Source organism: Cytobacillus sp. FSL R7-0680 (genome assembly GCF_038009245.1).
GTDB lineage: Bacteria > Bacillota > Bacilli > Bacillales > Cytobacillaceae > Cytobacillus > Cytobacillus kochii.
On sequence record NZ_JBBPAO010000001.1, the window covers coordinates 1,878,840 to 1,891,318 of the forward strand.

Sequence of the window (12,479 nt, forward strand, 5' to 3'; positions counted from 1 at the left end):
AAAAATTCCTCCCAAAGTTAAGACACAAATTTTTAGCATTATTTTAACAATTTGGTATTTATTATATCACTAGTATGAAAACAGTCCTTGTAAACGGTGTGAAGGAAATGTGACAACTCTATGACTTTTTCATTTATTTACCTGTACTCTTTTTAGCTAATGCCCTAAATTGCTTTACTTCATGTGCTGTAAGTTCTCTTGCCCCGCCCGCTGAAAGTCCGTTCAATTGAAGGAATCCGTATCTTTCTCTTTTAAGCTTTTGCACTTGATGACCAACAGCCTCAAACATTCTTCTCACTTGACGGTTTCTGCCTTCGTGAATCGTTAATTCGATTATCGCTGTTTGTTTTTGTTTATCACTACTAAGCACTTTTACTCGTGCAGGAGCCGTTTTTCCATCTTCCAAGCGGACACCTCTTTGTAAATGATTTAAACTTTCTTTAGAAGGAATGCCCTTTACCTTCGCTACATATACTTTTTCAATTTCATTTCTTGGATGCATAAGCAAGTTCGCGAATTCACCATCATTCGTCAATAATAATAATCCTGATGTATCATAATCTAATCGACCCACTGGATAAATTCTTTGTTTCACATGTTCAAAGTAATCGGTTACCACTTTTCTACCTTTGTCATCCGCAACACTTGATAATACACCTCTTGGCTTATATAGAAGAAAATAAACCGGCTCTTCACCCTCAACCGGGATACCATCAACTTCGACTTTATCAGAAGGTGTCACTTTCAACCCTAATTCTTTTACAATTTTACCATTAACCTTTACACGGCCATCTACAATAAGTTGCTCCGCTTTTCTCCTAGATGCAACCCCTGCATGGGCTATGACTTTCTGTAATCTTTCCATTATCAGTCACCTCAAAATCTCTATTACTGTCCATATGAATTATGCCATAAGTTCAAGTTTTTTCAAAGAGCGCATTTTTTAACCAAATTGTACATTTTTAAACTAAGTATACAATAGTCATTCCCTTCTCTTTGAATTTGAACAGTTAGTAGGCAATTCTAACATAAAAGAAGCATTGTAGTAAGCTGTTATCACACTGCACAAAAAAAAGCCAAACAAATGATCCAAATTTGTTCAGCTTCCTCTTTTATAAATAAAAGACTACATTATGAAAAGACAAGTAATACAATAAGGATGGCAGCGATAAAACCTGCTAAGTCTGCTAATAGGCCAACTTTCAACGCATCACCCATCTTCTTAATACCGACTGCTCCAAAATAAACAGTCAATACATAAAAGGTTGTATCTGTACTCCCTTGAATGACAGATGCCATTCTTCCAATTAATGAATCTGGTCCGTGTTCAGCTATTAAATCAGTTGTCATTCCTAAGGCAGCATTACCTGATATTGGACGAATAATAGCGAGCGGGACAACATCTGCTGGAATCCCGATAGCCACAAATAATGGTCTGATGAAATCAAGAAAGTATTCTAATGCACCTGATGCTCGAAAGATAGCAATAGCTACCATCATACCTACTAAGAAAGGAATGATTGAGATAGCAATTTTAATGCCATCTTTCCCACCTTCTACAAAACTCTCATAAGTCGGTACTTTTTTAAACGTCGCGTAGACTAATATAAAACCTATAAGTACGGGAATAAACCAAAGAGAAATTAAAGATACTATTTCCATCTATCTCATCCTTTTCGTGATCTCCTGTAATAAAAGTATCTATCAATCAAAATAGCGGAAATGGTCGAACAAATTGTCGCTATAAGGGTAGGACCAACGATGTCAGTTGGACTAGCTGACCCGTAATTCATGCGGATGGCGATAATTGTTGTTGGAATTAATGTAATACTTGATGTATTGATGGCAAGAAATGTGATCATAGAACGACTTGCTTCTGTACTTTCACCATTTAATGCTTTTAATTGTTCCATTGCTTTAATCCCTAGAGGTGTAGCAGCATTCCCTAAGCCGAACAAATTGGCCATCATATTCGATAATATATAGCCCATTGCCGGATGATCTTTCGGTACATCCGGAAAAAGTCTTGATATAAATGGTTTAAATAGTTTAGCCAGCTTGTCTAATAGACCTGCATGTTCGGCTATTTTCATCATTCCTAGCCAAAAGACTAATATGCTGATTAAACCAATACATAATGTGACTGCTTCTTTTGCCCCTTTAAATATCGCTTCATTTACATCACTTATAGTTCCATTAATCATGGCAAAAACGATACCAATGATCGCTAACCCTGCCCATATAACATTAATCATGTTGTTGTACTCCTAATATCCTTATAAACAGATGTTTGAAGTAATCAAAAAATTTTCCTTTTTCTTCTTTAACTCCAGCCTGATTATAGTGAATAGGCAAAGTTTTAATTGCTTCATCATTTAAGTAAACAACGGCTTTTCCTACTATTTCAGGTGATTTTTCACCTTTTCTCCAACTCTCTTTCGGTTCAATGAAATTATATTTAATCCGAAAAGATTCTTTCTCTTTTTCTGTTACCGGGTATGAAAAGGAGGAGTGCAGTGATACCTTATCTTTGTAGAAAGCATATTCTACCCCCTTAATTCTCCCTTCACTCAATACTTCAACTTGTTCATATTGATCGAATGCACCCTCATACATAGCAATATGATCATTCCAATCATCCGGTCCATTTAACGTAACAGCAATTAGATCAAGATTGTTTTTTGTCGCTGTTGTTACTAAAGTCCTTTTTGCTCTTTTTGTATAACCAGTCTTTCCACCAGTTGTATATTTATAAAGCTGGGTCAATAAACGATTTTTATTATTCCAGCTGTAATCTCTGTTTTCAGATCGATAAGATTTTGTCCCTGCTATTTTTTGATACGTCTCATTTTTCATTGCATAGCGAGTAAGTAACGCCATATCATAGGCAGTTGAATAGTGATTTTCATGATCGTCAAGCCCATGTGGATTTTCAAAATGCGTATTTGTCATGCCTATTTCTTCAGCCTTCTGATTCATTAAATACACAAAGCCATCTAAGCTTCCGCCTACATACTCTGCAATCGCAACTGCCGCATCATTACCCGAGCGAAGCATTAAGCCATAAACCAAATCTTCTAGTTTGATTTCTTCCCCCGGTTTCAAATAAATGGATGAGCCTTCTGCTTTTAAAATCGTATCAGTTACTTTCACATCTTCTTCTAGCTTATTTGATTCAATCGCCAATATTGCTGTCATAATTTTTGTTATACTAGCAATCCGGTTTCGATCATTGGCTGCCTTATCATAAATAATTCTACCTGATTCCTGTTCGATTAATACTGCATTTCTAGCACTAACAGAGGGCTTCGCCTCTACTAGTTGTGGACTTAAACTAAGCAATAAGGTGGACATTATGAGAATAGTGATTAGGTTTTTCCATTTCTTCATCGCACAAACCCCGTCTCATTTTATGGTTTGTACAATTCTATGCAGGACAAGTTTTGTTATGACAGATTCATGGCGATCGGTTCATAAATTAGTAGTCTGTATTTTATCAACCTTCATCGAAAGGAGTTGAACTTCATTCAAATTGGGGTAAGGATACGGGTATTGTAAACTGTTGGATCACTTGGACTTTGTTGACTGACTATGATTGAGGTTCCGCAAGAGATGAGAGCTCAATACTCTTGCGGGGTGTAAAAAACATAAGCAACTGCCTGTTTTCTTGTACTATTTTCTTAAAAAGGCTGCCATTTCATTTCATGTGCTTTTTGAAACCTTCTTGAAACATTGTCCCAGTTTACAATATTCCACCAACTTTCAATATAAGCACCTTTGTCATTTTTATATTGTAAATAATAGGCATGCTCCCATACATCTAACACTAGTAACGGGATCGTGTCCCATTGTGTTAAGTTTTGATGTTTTTCAGATTGTAATACTTCTAAATGTCTAGCTCTCGGAGACCAAACAAGAATGGTCCAACCTGAACCTTCTACTTGCTTTGCCGCTTCTGTAAAATGTTTTTTAAAAGCTTCAAAGCTACCAAAGTATTTGACTATTTCTTTTTTTAATTCCCCCGTAGGTTCTCCACCACCTTGCGGACTCATATTTCCCCAAAATATCGTATGCAAATAATGGCCTGATCCATTAAAAGCCAATTCTCTTGACCAATGTTTAACTAGAGAAAAATCGCCCGAATTTCTCGCCTTTTCTAATTCTTTTTCTGCTTTATTCAGTCCATCCACATAACTTTTGTGATGCTTATCATGATGTAATCTCATGATTTCTTCTGAGATATACGGTTCTAAAGCATTATATCCATAAGGTAAAGGTGGAAGTTCATGCTTTCCAGCTTGAACACTTACTTCATTAACATAAATTTGTCCAAGTGATAATCGGTGATTGAAATACTGTTCCATCTCACCGTGAAGTTCTTCTACTTTTTCGTGAATTTCTTCTATTTCCTTGTCTCCCATACTATGATCAATTGTCTCCATAATGGCTGTCATATGATCAAGTTTATCCCATAGCTCATTGCTCTCTTCAATATTTTCACTCTCCAAAAAAGCCCTCATATCTTCATTCCATTGAAACACATTCTTTAAGTATTCATTCATACGATGATTCAAGCTAAATCCCTCCTCTTCACTACATCATATGTATAGTAATGATAAATAATATCGTTTTTTAGCCATTCTACATGATGCTTATCATTTTGAACGCTATAGACACAAAAAAGCACGAACAAATTTGTCCGTGCCTTAGCTCATTCTAAAGTATTTCAATATTTATTTTGATTGCATCATTTTTGTACGATAATCTGTTTCGTAGTATTCTAGTTCTTCTCTTATCTTTTGGAAATCGCTTTCTAATCCTCTAAATAGGTTCTCAAGGCGAACGGGTACTTCGTGATGAAAACGAATTGAATTCTTTCCTGTATACGCTGAACGACTATTCTCATACCACGCATCATTTTTAGGTGAGAAAAACTCTTCAATACAATGATGGTAAAGTTTATACAATGTTTGCTCAGCTGCTCCCCGCTGAAATTGATCACTCATGAGTATGATGCGACATGCTTCATGACCTTCCTCGCAAAACACTAGAAGCTTTCTCAAATTCGATAAAATGCTTTTATAATATCGCTCATCACCCTGTCCTTCCTCTTTAAGTACCGACAAGGTTGTTTCATTTAAGAAGTTCTCAAAAGTGCTTACCGTATTACTAAGGAATTGTTGCACATCTTCCATTTGTGATTCAACTATAGAATTTCCCATCATTTTCCTCCCGTATATTTAGCTACTCTTTTATCCATTTCGTTCTTCAGCCAATTTGTTTATATCAGCTCTTCATTTATTCTGCATCATTGTTTCTATTATGTTAGATATTTGCTTAAAATCAAATCCCTCAAATAACCGTATAAAAGCGGTCTCATCACTTATAAATAACCGTTTTCTCAGCTTCAATTCCGGATGATTGAGAAGAGAAGCTAGCGCTGCAATATCCTTAAAAGTACTATCACTTACTGACTGTTCATATGATGTCAATTGATCAAGCTTTTCTTCAAAGTACTGCAAATAAGTTAATGTGAATTTTCTTTCCTCTCCATCTTCCTCATAAACGACTTCACTTTTATTAAAAAAATCTTCGAAGGAATTAGGAAGAGTTTTTTCAAGCGACCATCCTTTCGATTGCAGAATGAACAATCAGAACCCTCCTTCAGATTCAATCTACTTTTTGATAAGCATCGTGATTGATAATAATGAAGTTTGCTGATGACATAAATTTATTAAGGGAAATAATTTTCTTTTGTACCATCTGACATTATGTATATATGCCTTTGGTGTTTAATTATGCTAAACAAGTAAATCACCCTTAATGTTTTTATATTAACATAAATGAGCTGTTGATTGTTCAGAATTATTTCACTTATACATTATTTAATGTATCAAAGAACAAATCTGCTTCTGTTTGCTCAAACTCTTCGTCTCCTTGATCAGGTAGCTTTGGCAGCTCTTTTAAACTTTTTAATCCAAATGTATCTAAGAAACCCTTTGTCGTGCCATACAAATATGCACGACCATTACCTTCAGCTCTTCCTACTTCTTTGATTAATGCTTTTGCCACAAGTGTTTGTAATGGTCTTTCTGTCTTCACTCCACGAATTTCCTCGATTTCAATTCTTGTAATGGGCTGCTTGTAAGCAATAATTGCTAATGTCTCTAAAGAAGCTTGCGATAAAGAATGGGAGGAAGGAGCTTCCACGAGTTTCTTTAAATAGTCAGCTAATTCCTTTTTAGTCGTTAATTGATACGACCCACCAATTTCAATGATTTGTAATCCCCGTCCTTGGTTATTTGCTAACTCAGTCATTAATTGATTCATTCTTTCACTTGCCTCTTGATCACTCACTTCAAATACCGAAGCAATCGATTTCAAATTAAGTCCTTCATCTCCTGCTGCAAATAAAAGCCCTTCTAAAATGGCTTTCCAATTTTCTTTCTTACTCACTTACTTTCCCTCCGCTACTTCTACATACAATTCTGCAAAGTTATTATCTTGTGTAACGAGCACAGCCTGTCTTTTCATTAACTCTAGAACAGCTAGAAAGGTTACAACAACTTCTTCTCTAGAATGTGCAGTAAATAAATCATTAAAGTTTTTACGGCCATTACTTTTTCTAAGTGTACGTATAACTTCGTCTATTCTTTTTTCAATCGGAATTTCCTGCCTGGCTACTTTCGTTGCAAGTGGTTCTTTCCATTTTTTTCTTCTTAATAACTTTTGCAGCGCACCTAACATATCGTAAAGCGATACGTCGACTTGGGTCTGTTCCATTTTCACTTCTTTTGCCATGTCAGAAAGGTCACTCGGTGCTTTTGTGTATAATAAGCTTCTTTCTTGTTCAAGTTCCTTTAAGTCCTCGGCTGCTTCTTTAAAACGACGATACTCTATTAATCTTTCAACGAGTTCATCTCGTGGATCTTCTTCCATTTCCATATCAATATCTTCGTCATAGTTATCTTCTTCGTGCTTTGGGAGTAGCATTTGACTCTTGATAGCGAGTAACGTGGCAGCCATAACCAAATACTCACTTGCTATATCCAGCTCTAATTCTTGCATAGTATGTATATAGATTAAATACTGTTCAGTAATTTCTGCTACTGGAATATCATATATATCAATCTCGAGCCGATTAATTAAATGCAGTAATAAATCGAGCGGCCCTTCGAAGGCGTTAATCTTTACATTATAATGCTCCATATGTTCCACCAAAATTTCTATAAAATTATTTCTTTACTCTATACAGTATAGATGATTCAACGTAGCGAATCCAACATAATTCTTTCCTTCAACAACGGACTCTTTTTTCAACTTTTAGAAACTTACTTTTTATTTTATCCTAAGCCCAAACATGAGACAAACTACGCACATACAATGAGAAGGTAATGACAATTAGGTACTAATGGAGGTATAAATATGTCCAGAGAAAATTATGGTGACAATCATCATAGAGAAGAAGAGTGCTATGGTGGCGGTTTCGGTGCAGGCTTTGCTTTAATCGTTGTTCTCTTCATCCTACTTATTATCGTAGGCGCTTCTTGGTTATTTTAATGTAAATAGACATTGCCTGGCATTGTAATTTGCCAGGCATTTCTTTTTTCCATCATTATTATATGATACCATGAAATTAATCAACTGTATGTTTGAAGGAGGAGTGTAACTTTGCATCCCCAAGCTTTTATTGACTATTTAGCTCATTATCACGGCGATCGTGATTATTTTGAATGCCACGAAATTTTAGAGGAATATTGGAAAGAAGTAGACAATCGAAACAAGCAATCCATCTGGGTTGGCTTGATTCAAGTCGCCGTGTCTAATTATCATCATCGTAGAGGGAATTTTCATGGTGCTAAAAAAACATTGCAAAAAGCAGCATTTATTCTTTCGTCATATCCAAAAGAAGTAAAACAACTTGGTATTGACCATCAACAACTGTTAAATGATATACACACAATGCAAGAAGAAATTGATAAGGCCTTTCCTTATAAAAGCTATTACTTCCCTATAAACGATGTTTCCTTATTAGATGAGGTCAAAAAGACATGTAATTCTAAAGGATTCCGATGGGGACAGGAAAGCAATCTTGAAAACGAAGAAATTGTTCATCGACATATGAAAAGAGATCGGTCAAATGTCATCGCAGAAAGAGAGAAAGCCCTCCAAAGACATCGCTAAAAGGCAGCGAAAATTATTCGCTGCCTTTATTTATCTCTTCACATTTCTGTAAAAAGGCTTCTGTAACATTGTCCGCTGTTAGTTCTTTATGTGGATAAGTGTCATTTAATGCTTTTATCATCGACTTACCGACTCCTTGCTGACGATGAGAAGGGTTGACTGATATATGACGAACTTCAATATGATGATCAGATAAGCATACACCAACTAGCCCAATAATATCTTCGTCTTCTTTCCACAAAAACAATTGCAGATTTTCTTCACTTTCATACTCTTTAATCGTCTGTAACAACTGCTTTAATACTTTTTCTTTTGGCATAAAAGATAAAAGTCCCATAGCAATCTTCTCAAAAGACTTTTTATAGCGTATTAACATGATAACCCCTCATTATTAGTAAAACCGTTTATTTGCTATTATTTCCATTTCACAACTAACATAAACTATTTTATCATATGTATCTATAGATAGAAATGGAACTAGTTATGATTGCGGGGCAATAAATAACCAATAAATAAGCCCCCATATAAAAGCTATACCTAAAATAAAGACAAATAACATAATATTACTTTTTTTATCCATACTTTCTTCAGTAGCTCCCCTTTTGATATACATTCATCTTTATTGTACATGAAAGGTTTCTACATTCCAATATGTTAAAAGAAGGAGTTCGCCAAATAAGTAGAATAATAGGTGAGTCCCTTATGAAGATTCTGAAACCCACCTAAGTTTCTTGGTTCATGTTAATTACTGATTAACCTTGTTTTTTAAAGGTAAATCTAGCCGTGCCATATCTTCAAATGATTCTCTTTTAATGACCAATCGATCTTCTCCATCTTCCACAAACACAACAGGTGGACGAGGGATACGATTATAATTATTTGCCATTGAATAACCATATGCACCTGTACAAAAAACAGCTAACAAATCGTTGTTTCCAGCCTTCGGAAGTGGCAAATCCCAAATAAGCATATCTCCGGATTCACAACATTTACCTGCGATAGAGACTTTTTCCTCTATATCATCTAGGACACGATTAGCAAGAACAGCTTCATATTGTGCCTGATAGAGAGCAGGACGGATATTATCACTCATTCCTCCATCAATAGCCAAGTATTTTCTTACATTCGGAACATCTTTTGATGAGCCAATTTGGTAGATGGTTGTGCCAGCATCACCGACAAGTGATCTTCCAGGTTCAATCCATATTTCAGGTAAAGTCATCCCGTGATGGCTTGTTTGTTTTTTTACTTCCTTGATAATTTCCTCTACATACGTTTCTGGGGCGAGTGGTTCATCTTCCTCTGTATATCTAATCCCAAATCCTCCACCTAAATTAAGAACTTCAGATTCATAATCATATTTTTGGCTCCACGTTTTCAATTTGGCAAAGATTTTTTGTGTGGCAAGGATAAATCCAGTTGGTTCAAAGATTTGTGAACCAATATGACAATGGAACCCAAGTAAATGGATGTGTTGGGAATTAAGGGCGATTTTTAATGCTTCCTCTGCCTGTCCATTTTGTAAATCGAAACCAAATTTAGAGTCTTCTTGCCCAGTTAAAATATAATCATGTGTATGCGCTTCTATTCCTGGAGTAATCCTTAGTAACACATCGACGCGCTTATTCATTGATATAGCTACTTCTTCTAATAAGTTCATTTCATGGAAATTATCTATGACGATACAACCAATATTATAGGAAAGCGCCATTTCTAATTCTTCACGGCTTTTATTATTCCCATGAAAATGAATACGTTCAACTGGAAAATCCGCCCTAATGGCAGTGTATAGTTCTCCTCCAGAAACAACATCTAAAGACAATCCTTCTTCTTCCACTAACTGAATCATCGCTACAGAAGAGAAAGCCTTACTTGCATAGGCTACTTGTGCCTTTATATTATTTTCCTGAAACATTTTCTTAAATCCACGTGCTCTTCTTCTTATTAACTCTACATCATAAATATAAACAGGCGTGCCATATTTACTAGCTAATTTTACTGTATCAACACCGCCAATTTCTAAGTGTCCTTTGTCATTTACCTTTGATGTACCGTGAAAAAACATGCTTTCCCCTCTTTCGTCCATTACTTCTCTAATCAAAGAATTGATGCTTATTTTTATCGGACTAAAATGAAGAAATAGACAGAATCCTTAAGAAACTGTCTATTCTGTCATCCTTTAACCCTTTATTCAGTTGAACATACTTTACCATAATTCCCATATGCCTGCAATCGCCATTTACCCAATTATTTTGGTGGCTGCTTAAAACGATTGCGAGAATGGGTAATACTTGGTCGGATTTTTGACCCTGGGACGGCTCTTCTAAAAATAATATGAACGATAGCGCCAGGGCAAAATGGAATGAATGGCCATAAATATGGTGTTCTAAATGAACGCATGGATACAAGAAAAAGAATAAATAGCGTAATTCCGACAACTAAACCTGGTGTATGAAAAATTGCAACTAATATTAACAAGAGCATACGAATAAGTTTATTTGCCACACTTAATTCATAGCTCGGAGTAGCAAAAGTTCCAATTGCCGCAACAGAAACATAGAGAATAACTTCAGGTACAAACAATCCAACAGTGATTGCAATTTCTCCTATTAGTATTGCAGCTATTAGTCCCATTGCCGTTGATAATGGGGTCGGTGTATGGATAGCAGCTAATCTTAAAAACTCTATCCCTAAATCCGCTAATAATAATTGAATAAGAATAGGTATATTTGATTGTTCATTCGGCCCGATATAATCAATGGCATCCGGAAGCAAAGACGGTTCTAAGACAAATAAAAACCACAATGGTAGAAAAAATAAAGAAGCAGCAAGTCCGATAAACCTCATAAATCTAACAAAAGTACCGACAGCTGGGGCTTGCCTATATTCCTCTACATGCTGCAAATGATGAAATAAAGTCGTTGGGGCGATGATTACACTGGGCGATGTATCCACAAAAACCACGACATGACCTTCCATCAAGTGAGTGGCCGCTACATCCGCTCTTTCAGTGTACCTTACAAGTGGAAATGGATTATAACTTTGATGAAGGATGAATTCTTCTACCGTTTTATCTGCCATGGGTAGCCCATCGATATCGATTTCATTAATTTCTTTACGTAACACTTCTACTAGGTTGGGATCAGCTAACCCTTCAATATAGCCTAAGGAAATATCAGTTTTTGACCTTACACCAACATGGAGCATTTCAAACCTTAAACGTTCATCACGAATTCTTCTTCTTGTTAGAGCTGTATTGACAATTATATTTTCTACGTAACCATCACGAGAACCTCTAATTACCTTCTCCGTATCAGGCTCTTGTGGTGTTCGTCCTGGATAACTTCTTACGTCTATTACTAAAGCGGTACCTTCACCTTCCATCACAATAACAATAAGCCCTGATAATACTTGGTCAACGAGCTCATCAATTGTCTTAATGCGATCAACTGCTTGATGAACGATACGGTTCTCTACAATATCAAAGAGATGGGTCGATAATTTTTCTTTATCATTAATCCCTACAAGCTCTTCAACAATTTCAATGATAAATTGTGTCTCTGTTAAACCATTAATAAAGTATAAATGAACATCCTTTTTTAATACTTTAAGCTTTCTCACTCCAAGGTCAAAACTTGTTCCAAGACCTACATGGTCCTGCATGTACGCTTCAACTTCCTTGACGGATGTGGGTAATGGTCTCTTTCTTATTTTTTCTTTTTCGCTCATAACATACCGCTCCTTTCCAGTATAAGTTCAACAGCTTGTTTCGTAATGGGTGAACCGGCTTCTATTGAATCAATTCTTGCCATTTTACCAATATCACCAATACCGACGATAAAAGGGATATTTAACATCTCAAGACAATAAACGGTATCACCTACTATTCTGCCTTCATCCATATCTGCTATCCCAGATTTATCAACACCATATTCTGTCAATTCACCAAAGCGATCAATGCTTACATCTACTTTTGTCCATTCCTCGTGGTGAGTCCTTGATGCTACAGCTATTGCACCAATGACTTCAATATCAGGGTGATTGGCAACGAAAGTCATCGCTTTCTCTCCTGGACCTTCTCCGATATAACCACTATCATCAAACATGATATAAACAGGATCTGAATGAGCTTTTTTAATTAAATGCACCATCTCTTCACCAGACAGTATAGTTGGATTTCCTTGAGAAGCAGAAATACAACTACCACCAATATCATGAGCAATGAGCTCTATTGTTCGCTTTGCAAACTCATCTCCATCTGTAATCAATATGACTTTTCTCCGTTCTTTCATCGC

At 36.0% G+C, this 12,479-nt stretch carries 15 protein-coding genes; 2 read left to right on the plus strand and 13 right to left on the minus strand.

Annotated elements, in window-relative coordinates; all coding sequences use genetic code 11:
* Positions 1-133: 133 nt before the first annotated feature.
* From rluB to MKY26_RS09340, 9 genes are all read right to left on the minus strand, one after another.
* Positions 134-865: a 23S rRNA pseudouridine(2605) synthase RluB gene (gene rluB / locus MKY26_RS09300; protein WP_341096156.1), complete on the minus strand. Its 732-nt coding sequence runs from the start codon at positions 863-865 to the stop codon at positions 134-136.
* A gap of 266 nt (positions 866-1,131) precedes the next feature.
* A complete protein-coding gene (locus MKY26_RS09305; protein ID WP_095372713.1) occupies positions 1,132-1,662 on the minus strand; it encodes a spore maturation protein in 531 nt (176 codons plus the stop codon).
* Positions 1,663-1,667: 5 nt separating this feature from the next.
* Complete coding sequence (locus MKY26_RS09310) at positions 1,668-2,255, minus strand: nucleoside recognition domain-containing protein (protein WP_095372712.1); 588 nt, start codon at positions 2,253-2,255, stop codon at positions 1,668-1,670.
* Positions 2,248-3,390: a D-alanyl-D-alanine carboxypeptidase family protein gene (locus tag MKY26_RS09315; RefSeq protein WP_307313009.1), complete on the minus strand. Its 1,143-nt coding sequence runs from the start codon at positions 3,388-3,390 to the stop codon at positions 2,248-2,250. The genes MKY26_RS09310 and MKY26_RS09315 overlap by 8 nt, the downstream gene beginning before the upstream one ends.
* A 290-nt stretch (positions 3,391-3,680) precedes the next feature.
* Positions 3,681-4,562 (minus strand): superoxide dismutase, encoded by an 882-nt coding sequence (locus MKY26_RS09320; protein ID WP_341052766.1) that lies wholly within the window; start codon positions 4,560-4,562, stop codon positions 3,681-3,683.
* 171 nt (positions 4,563-4,733) lie between these two features.
* The gene (locus tag MKY26_RS09325) at positions 4,734-5,222 is read right to left on the minus strand and encodes a YpuI family protein (RefSeq protein ID WP_095372710.1); all 489 of its coding nucleotides are present in this window, start codon (positions 5,220-5,222) and stop codon (positions 4,734-4,736) included.
* A 72-nt stretch (positions 5,223-5,294) separates the two neighbouring features.
* Positions 5,295-5,651: a hypothetical protein gene (locus MKY26_RS09330; RefSeq protein ID WP_307313006.1), complete on the minus strand. Its 357-nt coding sequence runs from the start codon at positions 5,649-5,651 to the stop codon at positions 5,295-5,297.
* A 223-nt stretch (positions 5,652-5,874) separates the two neighbouring features.
* Positions 5,875-6,456: an SMC-Scp complex subunit ScpB gene (scpB, locus tag MKY26_RS09335; RefSeq protein WP_095372708.1), complete on the minus strand. Its 582-nt coding sequence runs from the start codon at positions 6,454-6,456 to the stop codon at positions 5,875-5,877.
* Positions 6,457-7,209 (minus strand): segregation/condensation protein A, encoded by a 753-nt coding sequence (locus MKY26_RS09340; protein ID WP_095372707.1) that lies wholly within the window; start codon positions 7,207-7,209, stop codon positions 6,457-6,459.
* Positions 7,210-7,425: 216 nt separating this feature from the next.
* On the opposite strand from MKY26_RS09340, the gene MKY26_RS09345 reads away from it, so the two are divergent.
* The gene (locus tag MKY26_RS09345; protein WP_095372706.1) at positions 7,426-7,560 is read left to right on the plus strand and encodes a YjcZ family sporulation protein; all 135 of its coding nucleotides are present in this window, start codon (positions 7,426-7,428) and stop codon (positions 7,558-7,560) included.
* A 111-nt stretch (positions 7,561-7,671) separates the two neighbouring features.
* Complete coding sequence (locus MKY26_RS09350; RefSeq protein ID WP_095372705.1) at positions 7,672-8,184, plus strand: DUF309 domain-containing protein; 513 nt, start codon at positions 7,672-7,674, stop codon at positions 8,182-8,184.
* Positions 8,185-8,197: 13 nt separating this feature from the next.
* Here the strand turns inward: MKY26_RS09350 and MKY26_RS09355 are convergent, their stop codons facing one another.
* The 4 genes from MKY26_RS09355 to MKY26_RS09370 form a co-directional block, all read right to left on the minus strand.
* Entirely contained in the window at positions 8,198-8,560 is a 363-nt protein-coding gene (locus MKY26_RS09355) for a GNAT family N-acetyltransferase (protein ID WP_095372704.1), read from the minus strand.
* 369 nt (positions 8,561-8,929) lie between these two features.
* Positions 8,930-10,249 carry a diaminopimelate decarboxylase gene (gene lysA, locus MKY26_RS09360; RefSeq protein WP_307313001.1) on the minus strand — a complete coding sequence of 440 codons (1,320 nt, stop codon included), beginning with the start codon at positions 10,247-10,249 and terminating at the stop codon, positions 8,930-8,932.
* A gap of 182 nt (positions 10,250-10,431) precedes the next feature.
* Positions 10,432-11,913, minus strand: coding sequence for a spore germination protein (locus MKY26_RS09365; protein ID WP_095372702.1), 1,482 nt, complete (start codon positions 11,911-11,913; stop codon positions 10,432-10,434).
* The gene (locus MKY26_RS09370; protein ID WP_307313000.1) at positions 11,910-12,476 is read right to left on the minus strand and encodes a stage V sporulation protein AE; all 567 of its coding nucleotides are present in this window, start codon (positions 12,474-12,476) and stop codon (positions 11,910-11,912) included. The genes MKY26_RS09365 and MKY26_RS09370 overlap by 4 nt, the downstream gene beginning before the upstream one ends.
* Positions 12,477-12,479: the final 3 nt, after the last annotated feature.